The sequence below is a fragment of the Clostridium sp. C1 genome, from assembly GCF_018223625.1.
Taxonomy (GTDB): domain Bacteria; phylum Bacillota_I; class Bacilli_A; order Erysipelotrichales; family Coprobacillaceae; genus Allocoprobacillus.
The window spans coordinates 489,044-511,461 of the sequence record NZ_CP073631.1 but is presented as its reverse complement, the minus strand read 5'-3'; the positions used below and the strand labels follow the sequence as shown (position 1 = coordinate 511,461).

Sequence of the window (22,418 nt, the reverse complement as noted above, 5' to 3'; positions counted from 1 at the left end):
CTGTTATCCCCCTTTACTTGCTTTCCTCGGCTGGAAGCATATCATCAGCCGTTAAGATATAGTTGGTGTAGCCACGACCTCGCACGTTCTTTCCCTCGGCGGTAATCTTAGGATTGACGAGCTTGACTTTCTGCTCATACTTGAAACGCTTTTCCCCAGCCTTTGCGGGAAGCACCACGATAATGTCGTCGGCTCTCTGAATATCGGAATACAGGTTATAGCTTCTCGTCACGGGAACAAAGCGACCATTGACACGCTGTTGCTCCACTTCATTTTCTCCTGCGAACTCCAAGTTTCCAAAAGTCTGTGCCATATCAGGCACGATATATTTCAATTTCATGTTTTCATACCTCATTTCTATAAAATTTGTTGATTGTCAATGCTTTTATTCTGGCTGGTGGTGTGATACCCGTAAGCCCCCAGACCGTCAAGGGCAGGTAAATGCTTAAAAGCACCCTTGACTGTCCGTGTGCTTACAGGTGGGTGGCGGACAAGCCAGAATAAAGGGAAGCTCCGCCGTTTCCATGTATCGGCGGGGAGCGTGATTTCTTCATCATCATAGAAAGATTATCCTATGAGCGTTTACGACGCTTGAAGAAATATGTTCCTGCCACGCCTGCACCAGAAAGAACAAGAAGCCCTAAGAATAAGGCAATGTTTGTGTTATCGCCTGTCTTTGGAGCGTCTGTTGTCTTGCTCGGTGTATCTGGTGTGGTCGGCTGTCCCGGCTCTTTTGGTTCTTCCGGCGTTTCTGGTACTTCTGTGATTGTCACAGTCTGCCCGTCGTCCTCAATGTCCTTATGCTCTGTAACCTTAGTCGGCTCGTCTGGATTGCTCAAATCGTATAATTCCTCAAAGGTTACAAGCTCTTTCCCGCCAAGCTCGGAAGCGTCGAATGTAAAGGCAATCTGGACTTCCATGCTTTCACTGTCGGCAGTAAAGGTATAATCATTCTCGACACGTTCACCACCTATGATAAGCTCTGCGTTTTCGTCCTTAATCATCTGCCAGCCTTTGAGCTGATACTTCGTGCCGATTTCCAAGCCGTCAAGAGTAACGGTATCAATGATTGTCACGTCTTTTCCTGCTTCAATCTCTTTCTTTCCGTCCTCGCTGGTCGCTGTGGTATGGATAGAGATGATACGCTCCGTGATAAGCACCGTCTGTCCCTCGTCGTCAATGTCCTTGTGTTCTGCCACCTTTACAGGCTCGTCCTCATTGGAAAGGTCGTAAAGTTCCTCAAAGGTAACAAGGTTCTGACCGCCCAGAGAAGAAGCATTGAACGTGTATTCCATTTCAATCTTCATTTCCTCACTGTCGGCTGTGAATGTGTAATCACTTTCCACACGCTGACCGTCGATAAGAAGCTCGGCATTTTCCTCTTTCAACATCTGCCAGCCTTTGAGCTGATATTTTGTGCCTTTTTCCAGCCCGTCAAGCGTAACCGTGTCAACGATTGTTACCTCTTTGCCAGCCACGATAGACTTTTCTCCGTTTTTGCCTGTGGCTGTGGTATGGATAGTGATTTCTTTCTCGTATTCATCAGTGAGTGTCCCTAAGTCAACGGTCACATTGTTTCTGGACACCACGATTTCAAACGGTGGGATAAGCTCAAAGCCTTTGTTGCTCTCACAGCGTAATTCTTCAATGATATAGGTATCGTAAATCAAAGCACCTTTGCTGTCGTCTGGCTCGCTTGTTCCAAACCAGATACCGTCCTCGCTGGTCTTTCCTGCGTTGGTGTTGTGCTTATGGGAAGCCCAGTCAGAAGAAGTGGAGAACTGCCCGTTATCATCAGTCACGATAATATGGCTCTCACCTGTGGTCTTGCTTGTGATCCTAAACGGAACTCCCGCAAGACGCTGGTGTGTGCCAGCTCCAATCTTGACCCCCTCTAGGTCGCCACGCTTCACTTGATTGTAGATTGATGTGTCTGTCCCTGTAAGGTCAACGATTTTTCCGTCCTCTGTGATTTCAAATTCAATCGGTTCTGCACCGTCCGTCAGATAGCCCTCTGGTGCTTTGCTTTCCTCGATACGGTATTTCCCGTAAGGTAACAGGTCGGCAGAAGTAGAAGCTACGCCCTCAATGTCGGTAAGGGTTGTCTTTACCACTTCGCCTTTATTGTAGAGCTTGCCCTCAACAAGTACGGCGTTGTCATTAAGGGAAATGATTTCAAATTCAGCGTCTTTCAAGGTCGCACTTCCTTGACCTTTGGTATCGCTGGTTTCCAAATCTCTTTTCTGGATTTTCACACCGCCACGGATAACCTTGTCTGATACATGATACTGATTGCTTCCAGACAGTACGGCAATGTCGCCGTCCTCGGTAATCTGTGTAAGGTACATTCCCTTAATCTGTTCCTCGCTACCGTTTGCCTGCATATACGCACCGTCAAGAAGATAGCCGTTAGGAGCTTTTGTTTCCTCAACGGTCAGCGTTCCTAAAGGAAGCACGTTCTTTCCGTCCTGTGTATAGAAGCTGTCCCCAGATACCTTGTATTCATCAGAAAGGCGGGAAACGTAATGGATAGTGCCGTCGCTGTCCTTTTCAGCGATTGTCTTTGTCACCCATGTCTTAGTCGGCTCGCTAGGAAGATTGTCGGCGGTATAGTGTCCCGCATAGAATTTCCATGTGAACTCCGCACCCTCTAGGGAAGCGTCGCCCTGTGGAGCGTCTTTCTGTGTTTCCATGTCAATCTTGAAAAGCTCAATCAAGGTGTCTGTGACCTTTGGCGTATCTGATACATTGAGTGTCGCTGTCTTGCCAGTTTCCACATTTAAGGAATAGACAGTGCTGTCCACCTTATAGCCAGCAGGAGCAGAAAGCTCTTTGATGTAGACTGTGCCAGCCTTTACTTCCACAACATCAGTATTTCCGCTGTTATCAGTCGTAAGGGTGGCAAGCTGTTTCGTACAGTCCTTATCAGAATAGACACCATAAGTCGCACCAGCGATAGAGTAAAGTCCGCTCCCGTCGGTAATGCTGGCATTACTGGAAGTCTTTTTAAGGGTGGCATTTCCTACGGCAAGTTTCGCCCAGAACTGTCCAATGTCCTGTCCCTCGCCAGAGTAGATATAACCGCCACATTCATAGCGTCCCTTGTTCTCGCTGGCAAAGGCTTTCGCCCCAGCGTACACCTCGTCCTGTATAGCTTTTGGGATTTCATCATAGGAAGCTCTGACGTTATCGCATTGCCAGCCCAGATGAACACTCAATCTCTGCCATACGACACACTGTTTCAAAAGGTAGATATGCTGACTGCTCAATCCGCTGTGGTTCTGCACATACTGATTAACATACTCGATTGATAGGGCAACATCTGAAATCTGGTCGTAGCTCATGCGTGTGCTTGCGTCGGCTCTGGTCTTGTAGCCGTTGCGGAAGTTGGTGTTAATGTCCACGCAGAAAGCGTCCTCGCCCTCAACGGTCATGTGTCCCTCGTTGAATGTCGAACCGATAGAACCGTCATTCATTACTTTTTCAACGATACCGACACGCTCTGCACTTTCTGTCCAATATTGCTTCTCGGAAGCGTGGACTGCCGTTGTCGGCAAAGCGGTAACGATAGTCGCAAAGGCAAGGAAGCCTGTGGCTAATCGCTTCAATATCTTTTTCATAGCTTTTAAAATTCTCCTTTCGTTTGGATATAGAAAAAGCCGTCCATTTCTGAACGGCTGGAAATAGAAAAGGAACATCAATATCGGCGTTCCATAATCTACTTGCGATATTCAATTTTTCAATTTGTGATACTGATATACTGTGGCAAGAAAAGGTATCTCTCTGCTGATTGACACCAATTTTGACACCAATTTTTTATAAAATGACGATTTCTGACGAGTTAAGATAAAATCATAAAATCCGAGAAACGCCCATAAATAGGCACTTACGGCACTCTATGAAGTTAGACAAAAGCCACACTGCGATAACAACACCAAAGTGCTAAAATATGAATAAAAAAATCTTTAGGAATCATTCCTAAAGATCATATTTCTTTAAAATACCTACACCAATAGGATAAGGTCCTGTATGAACACCAATGGTTGCGCCAATTTGTTGAATCATAATCGGTTCATGAAAATCCGGAAAAGCTTGAATCAGACTTTCCTGAAGTTTGTCCTTAAAATCTTCTCCTTCTTTTTGGTCATAGCCATAACCTACACAGAAGCGATATTCATGGGGTGATAAATGCTGTTCTTGAAAATACTGAATTGTTTTTTCAATAACTTTCTTTTTTGATTTCTCTCTCCCACGTGTCACTCCCATAGCGAAAATTTCACCATCATGTAAAACAATCAAAGGACGAATGCCTAATGTTTTAGCAGCAACTCCAGCGACTTTTCCAATTCTTCCACCATGAATTAAATATTCAAAATTCCCTACTGTAAAGAAAATACGTCCTGAAGATTTAATATCTTCAATTTTTTGAACAACTTCGTCATATGACAATCCTGCCATTTGCATTTGAGCTGCTTCAATAACTAGCAATCCCTGTAATACCGTATTAACAGTCGCATCAATGATTGTGATACGTTGATTAGGATATTGTTCTTCCAGCATCATTTTAGCATTCATTGCACTGTTGTAAGAACCAGAAAACTTTGTTGTAATACAAATACATATAATATCTTTTTGTTGATCTAATATTTTCGTAAATGTCTGTATATAGTCTTCAATAGAAGGCATGGATGTTTTTGGAAACACATCTTTGTGATCAACCATATATTGATAAAACTCATGAACTTTAATGTCTTCTTTTTCTTTTTGATGATGAACACCATCAATCGTTATATAAAATGGAACGACTTCTAAATGATATTGATCAACAAGTGATTGTTCTAAATCACATGAACCATCTGTGACAATCTGATACATACTCACCCCTCCTTTTATGATTGTGATTGAATACAAAGTATTGTTTGACTATTTTCAATAACAGCATATTCTCCATCCATTTGATTAGAAACACATAGTGGATCATTTCTTTTTAAATGATATTGATTTAATGGATAATAACAATGAGATAAAGTGATAATACTTTCATCAAAAGCAAATAATGAAAAATAATGATAATGTTCCTTAAAAATATAATGCTGTCCCGGTTTTAAAACATAGATTTTATTCCATTCATCATAGATTGTTATCGCATACTCCTGATATTTTTCTAATAAACATAAAACAGCCATAAAATGATCCATTCTTTGATGTGTTACACCATATAAGTCAATCGTATGATAACCATGATCAATTGCATACTGCAAAGCCAAAGCTGTATCCGTATCATCTTTAATAGAAGAATAACGCTGAATCTTTAATTGATCTAAAAGTTGTTCATTATCAAGAGAATCCATATCACCGATTGCGATAATCGGTGTAATCCCTTGATGATAAAGATGTTCAACGCCACGATCCACAGCAATATAATCAATAGTGCGATCATGAACAGGACCTACATCAATACTTCCATAAATACCTATTTTCATTTGAGTGATTCAATAGCTTCCTTTCTATTTTCAGCTTGAAAAACATAACTTCCCGCAACCAGAACATCTACACCAGCTTGACGACATAACATTCCTGTTGTGGCATTAATTCCACCATCAACTTCAATCAAATAAGAACGCTCTTGACGCAACTGGTCAAGCTGTTCAATTTTTGAAATAGCCTGTTCCTGAAATTTCTGTCCACCAAAACCTGGTTCAACACTCATAACCAAAACAAGATCCAAATCATCTAAATAAGGTATCAATGTATCAACAGGTGTTGCTGGTTTGATACTTAATCCCACATTGACTCCATGATGATGAACATGTTGAATGAAAGCACGAATATCTTGTTCATTAGAAAATGCTTCTATATGAGCAGTAATTGATGAAGCATGAGCTTTGATAAATTCATCTACATATTTCATGGGATTTTCAATCATCAAATGAACATCAAGATACAAATCTGTTACTTGAGAAATATCATTTAAAATACTATAACCAAAAGAAATATTAGGAACAAAATGTCCATCCATGACATCATAATGAATCCAATCAGCTCCACAATTCTTGATGGAATCCAAATCTTTTTTTAATTCAGCAAAATCAGCTGATAAAACCGAAGGTGCAACCTTAACCATATTTTTTCTCCTTTAATAATTTACTCTCTTTTAAAAATGTTAAATAATGTTCATAACGAAGTGAAGAAATTGTCCCCGCTTCAACAGCTTCTTTGATGGCACAATGAGGTTCACTTTCATGTAGACAACCTCTAAATTTACATTGCTTAGAAAGTTGTTCAAAATCATGATAACTATGTGCCAGATCAACTGGATCAATTTGTAATTCCAATGATGAAAATCCCGGTGTATCAGCCACATAACCACCATACATAGAAATCAGTTCTACATGTCTTGTCGTATGTTTACCACGTCCCAATGCTTTAGAAATTTCATTGGTATCAATCTGTAAATGAATATCCAAAGCATTCAATAAACTAGATTTTCCAACACCACTTTGCCCTGTAACAACTGTTATGCGATCTTTAAAAATCTTTTTCACTATTTCAATACCCTGTTCCTGTTTTGAACTCACATAAATGACTTGATATCCAGCATCTTCATAAGGTTTCAATAATTCATGAATATGTTTTTCATCAGCCAAATCCATCTTTGAAATACAAATGACAGGATGAATATGCAAATGCTCAATCAAGATCAAAAAGCGATCCAGCAACAAAAGATTCATATCAGGTTCTTTGGCTGAAAAAACAAGTAAAGCCTGATCTACATTACTGATAGGCGGTCTAATCAAACTATTGTGTCGTGGCAATAATTTTAAAATATATCCTTCAACCTCATTTTCAATAGAAAACTCACAATAATCACCAACTAATGGTTTTAAAGCATCCTTTCTAAACTTCCCACGTGCCTTACATTGATAAATCTGTCCTTGAGATTGTACATAATAGAATCCAGCAAGTGCCTTAATGATTTGTCCTTTTTGCATCATTCAACCTCACTGATTTGTTATGGTTTGATTCTCACTTGGTTGTGAAGTGGCAGGAGTATTGGTTTCTGGTGTTGTTGGCGTGTTTTCAGCTGGTGTTTCAGGAATCTCTGGTTTGGTATTATAATAATCCAATGTAATTTTTTCTCCTTTTTTATAAACTGTTGTAAAAGCATCTAAAGATTGTTTTTCAACAACATTGATTTTCATTGTTTTTATTTCTTCAACAGAAGTTGGCGGATCTAAAACATTTAATTCCACAACAAATCCTGCTTCTTCTAAAATACTTTTGGCTTTTTGAATATCTTGACCATAAACATTAGGAACAACCGCACTATATCCTTGAGATACAGTCAAAGTAATAGATTTATCATCACTGTTAGGATCTATTTTTTTACCAACTTCTAATGATTGTTCCAAAATTGTTCCTTTGGACTTCTCATCAATCTTTTCTTCTTTTTTTACATCAAAGCCTAAATCCTCTAGTTGTGAAGCAACACTATCATAGTCTTTTCCAACATAATTTTCTATGACAATATATTGTCCTGATGATACAACAAGACTGACTTCATCTCCTTTTTTAACCTGTGTTCTTGCGACAGGATCACTGGAAATAACCTTTCCTTCTTCAACATCATCACTCAATTCATAAGTAATATTGTCTGATACTTTCAAATCTTTTTCTTCCAACAAAGTCACAGCTTCATCTTTATTTAAATTCAACACATCAGGCATTTCAAATGATTGAGATGGTTTCATCACAAAGAAGTAAAGAGCCATCAAAATAACCAAAACAGCAACCACACTGGCCCCTATAATCATCACCATTTTCTTATGTGAACGTGAAGATGGTTTCTCCTCTTTTTCTTCCTCAATCGGTAAATGTGTATGTGTTTGTGTAAAGAAGCCTTTATCATCAGCAACAATAGTCGCTAAATCTTCATCTTCCTGATAATCAAAAGTTATTTTTTCATCATTCATATGTTCAGCTTCAAGACAATGATTTAAATCATCCAACATATCTGAAGCACTCAAATAACGATCTTTTATATTTTTTGCTGTAGCTTTCATGATGATATTTTCAACAGATTGAGGTATTGACGGATTAAAAGCACGAACAGAAGGAATTTCATCACGCATATGCTTTAAAGCAATATTGACAGGTGATTCACCATTAAAAGGAACTTCCCCTCTTAACAATTCATAAAAAACAATACCTAAAGCATAAATATCACTTTGAGCTGTTGCCTTTTCTCCTCTTGCAATTTCTGGAGCCAGATAATGCAACGAACCCATAATGGTATCAGTCTGTGTTACCTGTGATAATGACTGAATAGAAGCAATTCCAAAATCACCAATTTTTACAACACCACTATCTGTAACCATAATATTCTGTGGTTTCAAATCACGATGAATAATCCCAATCGCATGTGCTTTGGCTGTTGCACTGACAACTTGTTTCATAATATCAACAGCTTCTACATAATGCAATGCTCCACGTTTATGAATCAATTCTTTTAATGTCTGTCCCGGTACATATTCCATGACAATATAATAGTCATCTTTTTCATCACCGACATCATATATTTCCACAATGTTTTTATGTGACAAAGCAGCTGCAGCACTGGCTTCACGATGAAAACGTGTCACATAAACAGGATCTCCCGTTAATGAAGAACGCATGATTTTGACAGCGACTGTTCGCCCCAAAATCAAGTCTTCAGCTTCATAGACATCCGCCATACCACCCTGTCCAATGAGTCTTTTTAATTGATAACGTCCAGCTATTGTCTTATTGACTAAACTCATAAATCAACAACTCCTTTTGTGATAATAAGTGCAAAACTGATATTGTCTTGTCCACCATATGTATTGGCTGTATCAATCAATTGACACGCTCTTTCATCCATATCTTTGGATGAATGTAATATATTTAAGATTTGTTCATCACTCAAAGAATTATATAAACCATCAGAACAAACCAATATCATACCATCATCAAGCTGTGTCTGGATAAAAGAAGGATTCAAAGCATCACTGACTCCTACAGCCTGTAATAAGATATTCTTTTGCGGATGAATTTTTGCTTCTGCTTGAGAAATTGTTCCCGAATCAACCAGAACATTCACCAAAGTATCATCTTTTGTCAACTGTTTTAATTCATCACAGACATAATAAACACGGGAATCTCCAACATGAGAAATATAAACTTGATGATCCACATATAAAACAAGAGCAATCGTTGTTCCCATACCTTCATATTCTTGGGCTTCATGACTTTTATCTTCCACTATTTGATGTGCATGTAAAATTGCTGAAAGCATCCAATCATGAATGCTTTTTTCATCTTTTAAAGTCCCTTGATTTTGATAATTTTCAATAATATCATCACAAACCATCTTTGAAGCAATTTCTCCAGCATTATGTCCACCCATGCCATCGCAAAGAACTACCAGACATTCATTTTCATTTTTCTGATAAAAACGAACATCATCCTGATTCACTTTTCTCACACGTCCTATATCACTTTTCACTATGATTTGCATGATTGTTCACCTACTTTCATGGCACGTAACTGTCCACATGCCCCATCTATATCTCGTCCATGTTCTTTACGCAATGTCACATTGATTTTTAATCGTAACAGTTCACTTTTAAAAGCTTCTACATCCTGAGGTAATGATTGCTGATAACCATGCTCATCCACCGCATTATAAGGAATTAAATTAACATAAGCATTAAGCCCTTTAATATAATGTGCCAGTTGTCTGGCATGTTTCAATTCATCATTAACCCCTCTTAAAAGAATATATTCAAAAGTCACACGACGATTCGTCTTTTGAATATAATCAATGATAGATTGTCTTAAAACATCCATTGGATAACGTTTATTAATAGGCATCAGCTGATTTCTTAATTCATCATTTGGTGCATGTAAAGAAATAGCCAGATTGGTTTGAATACCTTCATGACTATAACGTTCAATCGCATCACATAAACCACATGTAGAAATGGTGATATGTCTAGCTCCGATTGCTAAACCTTTAGGATGATTGATAATACGTACAAAGTCCATCACCGCATCATAATTATCAAAAGGCTCTCCTGTCCCCATCACCACAACATGACTGATTCTTTCTTGAGTATCATTCATGATCGTTAAAACTTGGTTAACCATCTCACCAGCTGTTAAATTTCTTTGTTTCTTCAATAAACCACTGGCACAAAAACGACACCCCATATTACATCCTAATTGGCTTGTCACACAAAGGCTTCTGCCATAATCATGAACCATTAATACTGTTTCAATAAAACCACCATCAGATAATTGCAAAAGATATTTAATAGTTCCATCCTGTGAAACCTGTTTTTCTTCTATCTTTAAAGGTCCTATACGATAAGTTAAAGAGAGTTTTTCTCTTAAACTTAATGATAGATTATTCATTTGTTCAAATGATTGCACATTTTGACGATATAACCATTCAAAGACTTGTGTCGCTCTAAATTTCTTTTCTCCAAGTTCTAAAAATTCTTCAATCATTTGGTCTTGGGTATAATCATAAATTAATTTCATATTTTCATTCCTTTTCTAATAGACACATATAAAAACCATCACTATGATACTGATATGGTAAAATGGTCACTTCTTTTCTTTTTTTCATATCAGGATACTTCGTTATGAATTTTTCTATTTGTTTTTCATTTTCTTTTTTATTGATTGTACAGGTACTATATACAATATTACCACCTTTTTTCAATAAAAAATATGCATTTTCTAACAATTTTTCTTGAATCACCATAATTTCATCCATAGATGAACTGTCATGATACTTGATTTCTGGTTTTCTTGCTAAAACGCCTAAACCACTGCATGGTGCATCACATAAAATCTTGTCAAATGTTTCTTGAGGATACACCTGCATTAAAGTGGTTGAATCTCCCACATGTGTTTTCACATTTTGAACATGTAAACGTGTCAACTGCTTTTCTACCAGATGAATTTTATGTTCATATAAATCATATGCTTCAATACATCCCTGATTGTTCATTAACATCGCTAAATGCGTTGTTTTACTGCCCGGTGCACAGCACATATCCAAAACATAATCTTGTTTTGAAGGATTCAATAATCGTGCCACAAGCTGACTGGATTCATCTTGAACTGTGACATAACCTTTTTGAAAAGCCTCGCTGGAGGCAATATGATGTCCTGTATAATAAAGACCATCTGGTGATAAGTCAGCTTTTTGCCAATGATTATCTTTCAACAATTCCTCACGTGAAATCAAAAGGGTATTCACTCTGGCACAGTGGCGAGGAACTTCTAAAAAAGCATGGCAGATACGCTTTGTTTCTTTATCACCATATTGTTTATTCAACATTTTAACAAGCCATAAAGGATGACTTGTTTCTATAGATAGTCTTTCTAATGGTGGTAAATCATCAAGCTGATAGGAAGATTGAAACACATTTTGTAAAACACCATGAATAAAACGTGCTGTTTTCATCCCCTTTTTCTTTTTAGCCAATTCTACAGCTTCATTGATAATAGCATAATCTGGAATAGCATCCATCATTTCATGTTGATAAAGACTCATCAATAAAAGCATCTTTTCAAATGCTTTTACACGCATATGTAAATGAGGCTTTAAGATATATTCCAACAACAACATATTTTGAACTGTTCCATAAACAATACGTGTAATCAAATCTTTTTGTTGTCTAGTCAATGAATAACGTTGAAAATAATGATTAATCGTTAAATTCAGATAACTTTGTTCCTGTTTGAATTTCAATAGTATTTCTAATGCTAATTGTCTTTCCATAATTATATCTGTGAATACGGATTAAAATCACAGACAATTCTCACCTTTCCTTTTTGTTGTTTATTATAATAATCATTGATATTATTTAATGCTTCATAGATATCTTTTGAGTTTAAAAACTTCACTAAAATACGTTCACGATAAATATCCTGCATTTTATAAATTGTACTTTTAGCGGGACCCAATATGATGGTTTGATGACTATGCGTCTGTAAATAATTTTTCACATCCATAGCCACTTGATGAATCCACTTTTCTTGTTTAGATTGAATCAATATACTGACCATATGACAATATGGTGGATATTTAGCTACTTGACGATATTTCATTTCTTGATGAAAAAAAGACACATAGTCATGCTTCGCTGCACAAGTGATCGCATAATGATCAGGATTATAAGTTTGAATAATCACATGTCCCTGTTTCTGTCCACGCCCACTACGTCCAGATACTTGACATAACAGTTGAAAAGTACGTTCACTGGCACGAAAATCTGGAACATTTAAACTCAAATCTGCATTCAAAACACCAACAAATGTCACATCTTCAAAGTCTAATCCTTTCGCAATCATTTGAGTGCCTAACAAAATATTGGCTTCCTTATTTCTAAATTTTTCCAATAATTTCAAATGTCCATTTTTTTGACGAGTTGTATCTACATCATAACGTAAAACTTTCGCTCCATGAAATAACTTTTCTATTTCTTCTTCAATCTTTTGCGTTCCATATCCTATACTTTTAAAATGAGTTGATCCACAATGAGGACATACACGAGGATAATCTATCATGTATTCACAATAATGACATTTTAATTTATGTTCACTACGATGATCAGTTAATGTAACATCGCAATGAGGACATTTCAAAACTTCACCACAATCTTGACATTGTACATATGTAGCATAACCTCTTTTATTTAATAAAAGAATCACTTGTTCTCCTTTATCAATGGTTGTTTGAATACTTTGTTTCATTGGAATAGAAAACAAAGAATAATTGTGTTGACGTGTCTGTTGAATCATATCCACAATTTCAACATGGGGTAAAGGTTTTTGATTAATACGATCAGGTAATTCATATAAATCATAAATTCCTTTTAAAGCTCTGGCATAGCTTTCTAATGAAGGTGTCGCACTTCCCAGTACGACACTGGCATGATGTGTTTTGGCTCTTATTTTCGCTATCTGGGAGGTTAAATAACGTGGTTTACTTTCCTGTTTGTAACTTGGATCATGTTCTTCATCCAAGATAATAATACCAATATTTTCTAATGGCGCAAAAACAGCCGATCTTGCTCCTACAACAATCTTGACTTCCTGACGTTTAATGCGACGATACTCATCATATTTTTCTCCCTGAGAAAGACGTGAATGCAATATCGCCACCTGATCTCCAAAACGTTCTCGAAAAACTTCGACCATCATCGGTGTTAAAGAAATTTCTGGAACGAGCATCATCACTGCTTGATTATTTTTTAAATAATGTGCCGCCAGTGTTAAATAAACCTCTGTCTTTCCAGAACCCGTCACACCATGTAATAAAGCTACCTTTCCTTGATGAGAAAGAATACCATCAACAACTTTTTGTTGTTGAACAGTCAATTGAATATGTTTAGCCTGATGTGTCATAGAAAAAGGTTGACGATAAACTTCTTTTTCAATGATTTGTATACAACCCTGTTTTTCTAAATTCTTTAATAAAGCACGACTATAGGGAACCTCTTTTAAAGGAATGTCAGGATGTTTCTTTAAAAAAGAAAGACATTCCTGCTGTTTTACTGTTTTTGCTGATTGATCCATTATAACTTCAACACATAACTGTGTCTTCATTCCAACAGCTTGATGTGATGCCGGTTTTAATTGAGTAGGCAACATCGCCTGCAAACATGAAATACGTGGTGATAAGGTCATACGAGAAAGCTGATTGGCTAAATCTTGAAGTTCTTCATTTAATAACGGTTCTTCATCAATAACATCTATGATATACTGATAATGAAACCCTACCTGTTTTTCAAGTTCCTCTTGAGAAAGCACTGTTTCCTCGATACTTTCAACATACCCTATGATTTTTTGATAACCAAAACGAATCCATACACGAATACCTTTTAACAATGGTTCATGACTCAAATAATCAAATGTCGTATCTAAAGAATGAACAGGATGTTCAACCAATACTTTTACAATATACATAGACTCACCACCTATTGCATTATTCTACCATAAATACATTCCTTTTTAAAAGAGTTCCTTGTGATTTCAATAAAAAAACAGACAAATGTCTGCTTTATGACTTCTGTTCTTGATAACGTTCTTCACCCCACCATAAAGGTAAAAGTTCTTTTAATGTGACAATTTCACGTGTTTGATAATCCACCATAATTTCCATGTCTTGATTCTTTTCATTAAGCTGCATAAAAAACTCACGACAAGCTCCACATGGCATTCCACTCCCTTTACCAAAAGGAGGCTGATCACGAAAGGCTATCATTCTTTTGACAACAGTCTGTTGACTTTGAATATACATATTTAACGCCGCAACTCTTTCAGCACATAAATCCATCACACCGGCACAACTTTCTATACAAAAGCCGGTATAAATCTCACCATTTTCACTTTCTAATGCACAAACGACATGATGAGCGTAAATAAAAGGTGAAACCTCTTGAGGATGATATTGTTCTTTAGCTTTTTGATATAACTTTTCCCATATATCCATTTCTATAATTCCTCCATCTTTTTGAGATGATCTTCACAGATATATGATTCTACATAACCACATGTTTTACAAATATATTGTTCAACTTTAAGCTTATGATAATCAACAATAATATCTTGATAAGCATTACGCCTGTAAATACCTTTTGCGGGAACATAAAGTATATCATGATGACCGCATTTTGGACAACAACCACTTTTTTTCATAACTTTACTCCTTTGAATTGACGATAAAGATATGCCAGAAGCATTCCAATAATAAAACTAATGAAATGAATAACAAATGTTGATATATTGCTTGAAAAGAAAGGAATTTGAGCAAATATCACATAAACAATAATCCATTTTCCATAAAGAGAACGAAAATGAAATTTTGGTAAAATAGAACGCATTATCAAAATGAACCCTAACAAACTAAAGATAACAGGTGACCCTCCAACACTGATACTTTCTGGATAAATCAAACTAAAAATAATGTGAGCAATTGTCCCTCCAAGCAAAGATATAAAAATAAAGTTCCTGCTTTTATACGCTGGTCAATATAGATATCAAGATATGAAATCGCTAGAGCATTCACAGCAAAATGTAAAAGATTCACATGTAAAAATAACCCTGTTATCAAACGATAATATTCATGATGAATGATTTGAAAACCTTTGTTGCTTAAAGCATCAAACCATGATGTCTGCATACCAACAATCAAAAAGATAAGCCATATGCCTATCCATAAATAACTCATTTTCCATCTCATAACCTTAGTTCCTAAAAAAACACCCTAAGGTGCTTACAGATTGTCTTGGATGATTTGAGCAATCTTTTTCTTAGCTGCAACAACATCATCATTTTCTACAACATATTTATATTCATTTTGTGTTGCTATTTCTTTTCTTGCTTTAGCAAGTCGTTCCTGTACAATACTTTCTTCTTCTGTACGACGACCACGAATACGACGTTCCAGTTCTTCCATTGATGGGGGTACTAAAAAAATCGTTAATGCATGAGGACATTTAGCCATGACCTGCAAAGCCCCTTGAACTTCAATTTCCAATACAACATTCTTACCTTCACTTAATAACTTTTCAACATAAAATTGAGGTGTTCCATAATAATTACCTACAAACTGGGCATACTCCAACAATTCACCTTTTTCAATTTTATCCTTAAATTCTGCTTCACTGACAAAGAAATAATCAACACCTTCTTTTTCAGTTGGACGAGGTTTTCTTGTTGTCATAGAAATAGAATAAGCCAAATTCAAACTTTCATCTTTAAAAAGCTCTTGACGAACTGTTCCTTTCCCTACACCACTTGGTCCACTTAAAATAATTAAAAGTCCCTTCTTCAATCTCTCCACCACCTTTGAAACAATACTACATGAATGTAACTTTAATGTCAATTCTTTTTGAAATATGTTATACTATTTAACGGTGATGAAAAATGGCTTATGACGGAATTATGTTATCTCGTGTTGTAGAACAGCTACAAAATCAAATCACACGAGGAAGAATTAATAAAATATATCAAATTTCACAATATGAACTTTTGTTTCATATTCGTGCTCAAAGAGAAAATTACAAATTACTCATTTCAATACATCCTGTTTATGCGAGAATGCAATTAACACAGTTAAGTTATCCAACTCCTGCATCTCCTAATGCTTTAACGATGTTATTAAGAAAGCATCTGGAAGGGGCATATATTGAAAAAATAACACAAATGCAGCTAGATCGTATTGTTGATATTGAAATAATTGGTGTCAATGAATTAAAGGATACAGTAAAATATCACATTTATTTAGAGATCATGGGAAAACACTCAAATGCTATTTTAACATATCACAACAATAAAATTATTGATTGTTTAAAACGTGTTTCCCCTTCTATGAGTGCTCGTATTTTACAACCCGGTGCAATATATCAAAAACCACCTTTAATTGAAAAATACAACCCTTATACAACAGATTGGATAGAAACAGATAATTTAACCAAAACATATCAGGGATTCTCTCCAGAATTATCTAAAGAAGTTTTATATCGCATGGATCATGGAGAAGCATTCCATGATATTATCACGTTACTCCATCATTCCACAACATTGTATATTCATAAAAAAGAAGATAAGGAATATTTCCATGTTATTCCTCTTACACATTTACATCAGGAGTATACGACTTATCCACTTTTTGATGGCTTAGATCAACATTATGATTTAATTGATGAAAAAGATCGTATTAAACAACAAACATCGGATTTAGCTAAATTCATTCAAAATGAATATCAAAGAAATGTTCATAAATTAAACAAACTACAACAGACATTATTTGAATCCCAAAATAGTGATGATTTACGTATTAAAGGAGATTTGTTGTTTGCTAATTTACATTTATTAAAAAAGGGACAAAAAGAAGTGACTGTAGAAAATTATTATGATGGTACAATGATGACGATTCCATTAGATGAAAGATATGATGGAAAAACAAATGCCAATAAATATTACGCTAAATATCAAAAAGCAAAAAAAGCATTATCCCATCTTCAAGAACAAATTCAAATTACAGAAAATGAAATTCATTATTTTGATACTCTAATCACAATGATGGATAATGCTTCTTATTATGATGCTTTAGAGATTAAAGAAGAATTAGAGAATTTAGGTTATCTCAAAAAGAAAAAAACAAAACAGGTGCATAGACCTCAAAAACTTCATATAGAAACCTATATAACTAAAGATCAGATTCCTATTTATGTAGGTAAGAATAATCTGCAAAATGATTACCTTACCTTTAAGATGGCTGCCAAAAATGATATGTGGTTTCATGTCAAAGACATGCCTGGAAGCCATGTTGTTGTGCATAGTCAGAATTTAGATGAATATACCATTCGTCTTGCCAGTCAATTAGCCGCCTATTTTTCTAAAGGAAAGCACAGTTCGTCCGTACCTGTAAATTATACATTAGTCAAAACATTGAAAAAGCCACAAGGTGGTAAACCTGGTCAGGTGATATTATCTCATTATTCAACCATTTACATTGATCCTGATGAAAGTCTTTTTAACGATATCCATAAGGTGAATTCATAGAAGCATTGACAAATGTTTGTTCATAAGCAGGATAAAAGACTGGGTAATACATACAATGGTTAACACGACGACATTCAATAGGACAAATCACAGGTTGCGGAACAGGTGTAATTTGATTTGTTACACAAACTTTTTTAGGAGCTACTAAAGGTTGTGGTCGTGGACAACCATTCATATATCCATTATTCATTTGTTGAGCCTGACATGAACATGAGTTCATGTTTTGGCAACCACAAGATTGTTGAAACATTATTCATCCCTCCTTCATTATTTAATGTATGTCAAAACATCAAAAAAGGCAGGGCTTTTGAAAGGAGTCATTATGAAATTAATAGAATGGAATTGTTTTAATGAAATAGAAGCTTATACAACTTGTCGTGAAGATCATGGACGCATCATGAACATGAGTTTTAATGGCATTGATGATCAGCAAGTTTTAGAAAATCGTCAACGCTTAGCCAAAACACTTCATAGCGATCTTTCTCAAATGGTCGCCACTTTACAACAACACACTACACGTTTTATTGAAGTCCATCATAGTGATGGTGGTAGAGGAATGTGGAGTCGTGATGATGCTTTGATTGGTTATGATGCGATGTATACAAGAGATCGTCATTTATGGTTATGGACTTTTCATGCTGATTGTTGTCCTGTTTTATTGTATTGTCGAGATCAAAAAATTGTGGCTGCCATTCATTCAGGATGGAAAGGAACAGTAGGTGAAATCGTTAAAAAAGTAACACAGCATTTAATTGAAAATGAAGGATGTCAGCCACAACATATTTATGCTTATATTGGTCCTTCCATTGAACAACGTCATTTTGAAGCCAAAGATGATATTATTGATTTAGTCAAGAAAATGTCTTTTGATACAAGTCGCTTTTATATTCAAAAAGAAGATGGAGCTTATCTTTTAGATAGTAAAGGATTAATTCAACAACAATTATTAGAATTACACGTTCCAAAAAGTCATATTACAGTTTCTCCTTATTGTACAATAGAAAATGAGGACCTCTTTTTCTCCTATCGTCGAGATAAAAGTCCTCATCGTCATATTACACTGATTTCTCTAAAGTAACCTTCGGGTTACTTTTTATCATCTCATCCATCACTTCTGGTAAGTGTTCAACGAGGCGTGATGGCAGCACTGTATAAGCTTTTTTGGCTAATTGCTCACCAGTATACCCATGTATGAAAACACCTAATAAAGCTGCCTGTATGGCTTGATAACCTTGTCCTAAAAAACTTGTAATGATACCTGCTAAAACATCTCCCATACCCCCTGTTGCCATAGCTTTATGACCTGCCATAACACGATATGATTCATATCCGTTTGTGACCATTGTATATGGTCCTTTTAAAACCAATGTCACATGATATGTTTTCGCAAAATTTTGTGCTATTTCCAGCATATCATCGTCTTCTTGAAAAGGACATAAACGCTGAAATTCCCCTAAATGGGGCGTTAAGATAATATCACGCTTTTGATTTTTTAATAAATCAACATGAGCCGATAAAATTGTTAAAGCATCCCCATCAATAACCAGTGGCTGATGTGTTTTTTCCAATAAGTCAATAACATAACGATAGCTATCTAAGCTTTGTCCTAAGCCACATCCAATCAATAAAGCATCATATTTCACAAAATCATCTTTTTGTAAAACAGGTGGTCTTAAAACAGCTGTTGCCTCTGGACAAAACTGTGTCAAAACATTAATGACACTTTCATCGCTCATAACAGTCGTAATCCCACTTCCACTATAGACACAACTTTTAGCACTTAGTAAAGCCGCACCTTTATATTCCTGACATCCTGTAATCAGACAAGTATATCCATATGTTCCTTTATAACCATCAAAGACTCTTTCTTTCAACAATGGAATGATCATCTTTGCATTGCCCATTTGATACAAACCAGCTGCCTCTCCAACATCTCTTGCATCAAGCATTTCAACAATGACTTCTCCCGTAAAAAAGCGACTATCGGGATTCAAAAAACCATTTTTTATCGCACTCAAAGTTATTGTCTTCGTTGCATAAACAACACTTTGATAAGGCTTCCCTGTATTACATTGTAACCCTGTTGGAATATCCACAGCAATCACTTCATGATCATACAACTGATTCATTCCTTCAATGACACTTTGATAAATCCCTCTTGGACAACTGTTTAAACCAAACCCAAAAATTGCATCCACAATGGTTTCATATGAGTCCATACATTTGATCAGTTCATCTAAATTATCCTGTTGAAATAAAGAAACAGGGATAGATAAATCATAACATTGTTGTAGATAATATAAATTAGCCTGAGAAAGATGTTCGCCATTATCAAAGATAAAAACATGAACTTCTTTTTTTTGTTGAAAGAGCTTGATAGCAAGAGATAAACCATCCGCCCCATTATTGCCTGGTCCACAGACAATTGCAAAAGAACGTCCTGACATATGCTTATATAAACAATTACTTGCTTTATCCACCAGTTCTTCAATAGTATATCCCTGTTCTAATAAACAGGCATCATATCTTTTCATCAAAGCCTGACTTCCAATATACATTTCTATCACCTCAATTTCTTTCATTATACCAAAATAAAAACTGTAATGAAATCATTCATTACAGTTTTTGATCATTAATATCTTACACCACAAGTAAATCCACTTAGACTTGTGTAGCTGACAACAGCTCCACTATGTGGAGAGTGAATAACTCTACCACCACCTACGTAGATTCCTACGTGACCTGGACGCCAAACAATATCACCTGGTTTTACTTTAGATAGAGAAATTGTTCTTCCTCCACTCTTTTGTGCACCAGATGTACGTGGGATACTCTTACCGTTCTTGCGATATACCCATTGAGTAAATCCTGAACAGTCGAATGAACTTGGTCCAGTCGCACCCCATTTGTATGGGCATCCTAATCGTGATTTTGCAGTAGCTACCATTCCTTGATTAGGAGCAATATCATCTGGATTGACAACTGTGACTTTCAAAGATTTAGAAGTAGAATTTCCAGCTTTATCTGATACACTGTATGTGACTGTATACTTACCAGCTTTTTTCGTGTTAACAGAACTACTGATTTTGACTTTAGAAGTCAGATTTCCATCTTTGTTGTCAGTTGCACTCTCTAGATATTTTTTAGCACTAAAGCTCTTACCTTTGGTAATTTGAACTGAAGATTTAGATAAACTAATCTTCGGTGCACTTAAGTCACCAACATTTACTGTTAATGATTTTTCACTCATATTTCCAGAAGAATCTTTAGCAGTAATTTTTAAAGTTGTTTTACCATCCTTTTTCGTATTTACTGTTCCATCTACATCAATAGATTTAACAGTCTTATCAAAGTTATCTGAAACTTTGACATAATCTGAATAGTCAAACTGAGAACCATAGTCTACTGTAACTGTAGATCCCTTCTTGTAACTAATCGTAGGTGCAGTTGTATCTGAAACATAGAATTCAAATGTTTGTTGTGTTGTATTTCCGGCATTATCAGAAACACTCAATTCAATCATTTGTGATCCTAATTTTGAAGTATCAAGTTTCTTATTTGTTTCAATGAATGGTGTGACATCACCATCAACATTGTCTGAAGCATTGACATATTGTGCCACATCTTTACTTCCATTCGCTTCCACATTAATAACATAACCTTGACTTCCACCTACTGGCTTCAATTCAGGAGCTGTTTTATCAACAACTTCTACTTGAACAACCTTTGTACTTAAATTTGAGAACATATCGGTTGCAGTTACTTCGACGTTATATATACCTAATTGATATGCATCATATGATGTATCATCAATCTTTACATCCATAGCGTCTAGGGAATCACGATTATCAGAAATAGCGAACATCGTCTTATCCAGCTTTGTTCCATAAAGAACTTCAATCTTATTAGCTTCGATTACTGGTTTTTCTTTATCAACAGCTGCATAACCAACCAAACCAAATGTTGAAATACATAACATCGGAATGAACATGGCTTTACGTTTTAAAACATGTTCTTGCATCATTTCTAATAAATTCGTCTTAATATTACTATCCATTCGTTGCCTCCTTTCAATAATATACCCAATTAGAATTATAAAACAACGTTCACAAAAAGTCCACAACTTTCTTAAGAAATTCTTAAGAAATTAAAATTATATTGATATAATCAGTATTTTTTAAATTAACTTTTTTTGAATTTATAGTTATTGTCATACAAATTATGAACATATCTATCCATATTTAATCATATTTTGACATTTTTTTCATACAATAAAATACAAAAAGGAGAATGTTATGATTATTGTCTATTTTTCAATTTATTGTTTTTTAGGATACTGGCTTGAGTCATTTTATGTTTCATTATTTCAAAAAAAATGGTGTTCCTCTGGATTATTGAAAGGTCCATATATTCCCTTATATGGTTTTGGTGCCTGTATCCTCATTCTTTGTCAGCCTGTTTTGATAACTTTACCCGTTGTTTTTACTTGTCTTATAGGTGGTATCTTGATGACACTTTTAGAACTTGTAAGCAGTTATTATATCGAAAAATGTTTTCATACACGTTGTTGGGATTATTCACATCATCACTTGCATTATCAAGGAAGGATATGTTTATCATACTTTTTATTATGGTGTGTTTTAAGTGGTGTATTTCTTTATCATATACATCCTTTCATCACTTCATTATCCCTATCACATGATGCCTGTTATCTTTGCAGTCTGATATATATTTCTTTTATTTTAAAAGCCTATGGTGAACGCCTTTTTCCCTCTCAAAAAAAGGGTATTAAAATTCATTAAAAAAGA

General features: G+C 35.6%; 20 protein-coding genes and 1 pseudogene. 3 read left to right on the top strand and 18 right to left on the bottom strand.

What is annotated here, in order from left to right:
* Positions 1 to 13 precede the first annotated feature (13 nt).
* From KEC48_RS02600 to gmk, 15 genes and pseudogenes are all read right to left on the bottom strand, one after another.
* Positions 14 to 340 carry a YdcP family protein gene (locus KEC48_RS02600; RefSeq protein WP_032547211.1) on the bottom strand — a complete coding sequence of 109 codons (327 nt, stop codon included), beginning with the start codon at positions 338 to 340 and terminating at the stop codon, positions 14 to 16.
* Between the two features lie 232 nt (positions 341 to 572).
* The gene (locus KEC48_RS02595) at positions 573 to 3,620 is read right to left on the bottom strand and encodes an SrtB-anchored collagen-binding adhesin (protein ID WP_211964193.1); all 3,048 of its coding nucleotides are present in this window, start codon (positions 3,618 to 3,620) and stop codon (positions 573 to 575) included.
* A gap of 358 nt (positions 3,621 to 3,978) precedes the next feature.
* The gene (locus tag KEC48_RS02590) at positions 3,979 to 4,875 is read right to left on the bottom strand and encodes a DegV family protein (protein WP_087357532.1); all 897 of its coding nucleotides are present in this window, start codon (positions 4,873 to 4,875) and stop codon (positions 3,979 to 3,981) included.
* Positions 4,876 to 4,889: 14 nt separating this feature from the next.
* Positions 4,890 to 5,483, bottom strand: a complete 594-nt coding sequence (locus KEC48_RS02585; protein ID WP_205088834.1) for a thiamine diphosphokinase — start codon at positions 5,481 to 5,483, stop codon at positions 4,890 to 4,892.
* Positions 5,480 to 6,124: a ribulose-phosphate 3-epimerase gene (gene rpe, locus KEC48_RS02580; RefSeq protein WP_205088835.1), complete on the bottom strand. Its 645-nt coding sequence runs from the start codon at positions 6,122 to 6,124 to the stop codon at positions 5,480 to 5,482. Before rpe ends, KEC48_RS02585 begins: the two co-directional genes overlap by 4 nt.
* Complete coding sequence (gene rsgA / locus KEC48_RS02575) at positions 6,117 to 6,992, bottom strand: ribosome small subunit-dependent GTPase A (RefSeq protein WP_087357535.1); 876 nt, start codon at positions 6,990 to 6,992, stop codon at positions 6,117 to 6,119. The genes rpe and rsgA overlap by 8 nt, the downstream gene beginning before the upstream one ends.
* 9 nt (positions 6,993 to 7,001) lie before the next feature.
* A complete protein-coding gene (gene pknB / locus KEC48_RS02570; RefSeq protein WP_211964192.1) occupies positions 7,002 to 8,801 on the bottom strand; it encodes a Stk1 family PASTA domain-containing Ser/Thr kinase in 1,800 nt (599 codons plus the stop codon).
* The gene (locus tag KEC48_RS02565; RefSeq protein ID WP_211964189.1) at positions 8,798 to 9,538 is read right to left on the bottom strand and encodes a Stp1/IreP family PP2C-type Ser/Thr phosphatase; all 741 of its coding nucleotides are present in this window, start codon (positions 9,536 to 9,538) and stop codon (positions 8,798 to 8,800) included. The genes pknB and KEC48_RS02565 overlap by 4 nt, the downstream gene beginning before the upstream one ends.
* Positions 9,526 to 10,566, bottom strand: a complete 1,041-nt coding sequence (gene rlmN, locus KEC48_RS02560) for a 23S rRNA (adenine(2503)-C(2))-methyltransferase RlmN (RefSeq protein WP_211964187.1) — start codon at positions 10,564 to 10,566, stop codon at positions 9,526 to 9,528. Before rlmN ends, KEC48_RS02565 begins: the two co-directional genes overlap by 13 nt.
* A gap of 4 nt (positions 10,567 to 10,570) precedes the next feature.
* Positions 10,571 to 11,818, bottom strand: coding sequence for a 16S rRNA (cytosine(967)-C(5))-methyltransferase RsmB (gene rsmB, locus KEC48_RS02555; protein WP_211964185.1), 1,248 nt, complete (start codon positions 11,816 to 11,818; stop codon positions 10,571 to 10,573).
* A gap of 2 nt (positions 11,819 to 11,820) precedes the next feature.
* Positions 11,821 to 14,007: a primosomal protein N' gene (priA, locus tag KEC48_RS02550; RefSeq protein WP_211964184.1), complete on the bottom strand. Its 2,187-nt coding sequence runs from the start codon at positions 14,005 to 14,007 to the stop codon at positions 11,821 to 11,823.
* A 94-nt stretch (positions 14,008 to 14,101) separates the two neighbouring features.
* Entirely contained in the window at positions 14,102 to 14,533 is a 432-nt protein-coding gene (locus KEC48_RS02545; RefSeq protein ID WP_087357541.1) for a cytidine deaminase, read from the bottom strand.
* A 2-nt stretch (positions 14,534 to 14,535) separates the two neighbouring features.
* Positions 14,536 to 14,739, bottom strand: a complete 204-nt coding sequence (locus KEC48_RS02540; RefSeq protein WP_087357542.1) for a hypothetical protein — start codon at positions 14,737 to 14,739, stop codon at positions 14,536 to 14,538.
* Positions 14,736 to 15,223, bottom strand: a pseudogene (locus KEC48_RS16140) (rhomboid family intramembrane serine protease). Before KEC48_RS16140 ends, KEC48_RS02540 begins: the two are co-directional and overlap by 4 nt.
* A gap of 93 nt (positions 15,224 to 15,316) precedes the next feature.
* Positions 15,317 to 15,886, bottom strand: a complete 570-nt coding sequence (gene gmk / locus KEC48_RS02525; protein WP_211965376.1) for a guanylate kinase — start codon at positions 15,884 to 15,886, stop codon at positions 15,317 to 15,319.
* 83 nt (positions 15,887 to 15,969) lie between these two features.
* Between gmk and KEC48_RS02520 the strand changes: the two genes are divergently transcribed.
* On the top strand, positions 15,970 to 17,610 hold the full coding sequence (locus KEC48_RS02520; RefSeq protein ID WP_211964178.1) for an NFACT RNA binding domain-containing protein: 1,641 nt from the start codon (positions 15,970 to 15,972) through the stop codon (positions 17,608 to 17,610).
* Here the strand turns inward: KEC48_RS02520 and KEC48_RS02515 are convergent.
* Complete coding sequence (locus KEC48_RS02515) at positions 17,582 to 17,860, bottom strand: hypothetical protein (RefSeq protein ID WP_087357546.1); 279 nt, start codon at positions 17,858 to 17,860, stop codon at positions 17,582 to 17,584. The two genes, KEC48_RS02520 and KEC48_RS02515, sit on opposite strands and share 29 nt — an antisense overlap.
* A 72-nt stretch (positions 17,861 to 17,932) precedes the next feature.
* On the opposite strand from KEC48_RS02515, the gene pgeF reads away from it, so the two are divergent.
* Complete coding sequence (gene pgeF, locus KEC48_RS02510; RefSeq protein WP_211964170.1) at positions 17,933 to 18,688, top strand: peptidoglycan editing factor PgeF; 756 nt, start codon at positions 17,933 to 17,935, stop codon at positions 18,686 to 18,688.
* Here the strand turns inward: pgeF and KEC48_RS02505 are convergent.
* Complete coding sequence (locus tag KEC48_RS02505; protein WP_211964168.1) at positions 18,666 to 20,192, bottom strand: NAD(P)H-hydrate dehydratase; 1,527 nt, start codon at positions 20,190 to 20,192, stop codon at positions 18,666 to 18,668. The genes pgeF and KEC48_RS02505 overlap by 23 nt on opposite strands.
* Before the next feature lie 50 nt (positions 20,193 to 20,242).
* Positions 20,243 to 21,667 carry a C40 family peptidase gene (locus KEC48_RS02500; RefSeq protein WP_211964166.1) on the bottom strand — a complete coding sequence of 475 codons (1,425 nt, stop codon included), beginning with the start codon at positions 21,665 to 21,667 and terminating at the stop codon, positions 20,243 to 20,245.
* A gap of 238 nt (positions 21,668 to 21,905) precedes the next feature.
* Here KEC48_RS02500 and KEC48_RS02495 point away from each other — a divergent pair, with 238 nt between their 5' ends.
* Positions 21,906 to 22,412, top strand: a complete 507-nt coding sequence (locus KEC48_RS02495) for a putative ABC transporter permease (RefSeq protein WP_211964164.1) — start codon at positions 21,906 to 21,908, stop codon at positions 22,410 to 22,412.
* Positions 22,413 to 22,418: the final 6 nt, after the last annotated feature.

Excerpts from the sequence above, each read along its gene's own strand:
- KEC48_RS02540 (WP_087357542.1), bottom strand. The coding sequence starts at position 14,739 with ATGAAAAAAAGTGGTTGTTGTCCAAAATGCGGTCATCATGATATACTT.
- rpe (WP_205088835.1), bottom strand. The coding sequence starts at position 6,124 with ATGGTTAAGGTTGCACCTTCGGTTTTATCAGCTGATTTTGCTGAATTA.
- KEC48_RS02500 (WP_211964166.1), bottom strand. The coding sequence starts at position 21,667 with ATGGATAGTAATATTAAGACGAATTTATTAGAAATGATGCAAGAACAT.
- KEC48_RS02505 (WP_211964168.1), bottom strand. The coding sequence starts at position 20,192 with ATGAAAGAAATTGAGGTGATAGAAATGTATATTGGAAGTCAGGCTTTG.
- KEC48_RS02600 (WP_032547211.1), bottom strand. The coding sequence starts at position 340 with ATGAAATTGAAATATATCGTGCCTGATATGGCACAGACTTTTGGAAAC.
- KEC48_RS02590 (WP_087357532.1), bottom strand. The coding sequence starts at position 4,875 with ATGTATCAGATTGTCACAGATGGTTCATGTGATTTAGAACAATCACTT.
- KEC48_RS02595 (WP_211964193.1), bottom strand. The coding sequence starts at position 3,620 with ATGAAAAAGATATTGAAGCGATTAGCCACAGGCTTCCTTGCCTTTGCG.
- KEC48_RS02565 (WP_211964189.1), bottom strand. The coding sequence starts at position 9,538 with ATGCAAATCATAGTGAAAAGTGATATAGGACGTGTGAGAAAAGTGAAT.
- KEC48_RS02495 (WP_211964164.1), top strand. The coding sequence starts at position 21,906 with ATGATTATTGTCTATTTTTCAATTTATTGTTTTTTAGGATACTGGCTT.
- rsgA (WP_087357535.1), bottom strand. The coding sequence starts at position 6,992 with ATGCAAAAAGGACAAATCATTAAGGCACTTGCTGGATTCTATTATGTA.
- KEC48_RS02515 (WP_087357546.1), bottom strand. The coding sequence starts at position 17,860 with ATGTTTCAACAATCTTGTGGTTGCCAAAACATGAACTCATGTTCATGT.
- KEC48_RS02520 (WP_211964178.1), top strand. The coding sequence starts at position 15,970 with ATGGCTTATGACGGAATTATGTTATCTCGTGTTGTAGAACAGCTACAA.
- rsmB (WP_211964185.1), bottom strand. The coding sequence starts at position 11,818 with ATGGAAAGACAATTAGCATTAGAAATACTATTGAAATTCAAACAGGAA.
- KEC48_RS02585 (WP_205088834.1), bottom strand. The coding sequence starts at position 5,483 with ATGAAAATAGGTATTTATGGAAGTATTGATGTAGGTCCTGTTCATGAT.
- pknB (WP_211964192.1), bottom strand. The coding sequence starts at position 8,801 with ATGAGTTTAGTCAATAAGACAATAGCTGGACGTTATCAATTAAAAAGA.
- priA (WP_211964184.1), bottom strand. The coding sequence starts at position 14,007 with ATGTATATTGTAAAAGTATTGGTTGAACATCCTGTTCATTCTTTAGAT.
- rlmN (WP_211964187.1), bottom strand. The coding sequence starts at position 10,566 with ATGAAATTAATTTATGATTATACCCAAGACCAAATGATTGAAGAATTT.
- KEC48_RS02545 (WP_087357541.1), bottom strand. The coding sequence starts at position 14,533 with ATGGATATATGGGAAAAGTTATATCAAAAAGCTAAAGAACAATATCAT.
- pgeF (WP_211964170.1), top strand. The coding sequence starts at position 17,933 with ATGAAATTAATAGAATGGAATTGTTTTAATGAAATAGAAGCTTATACA.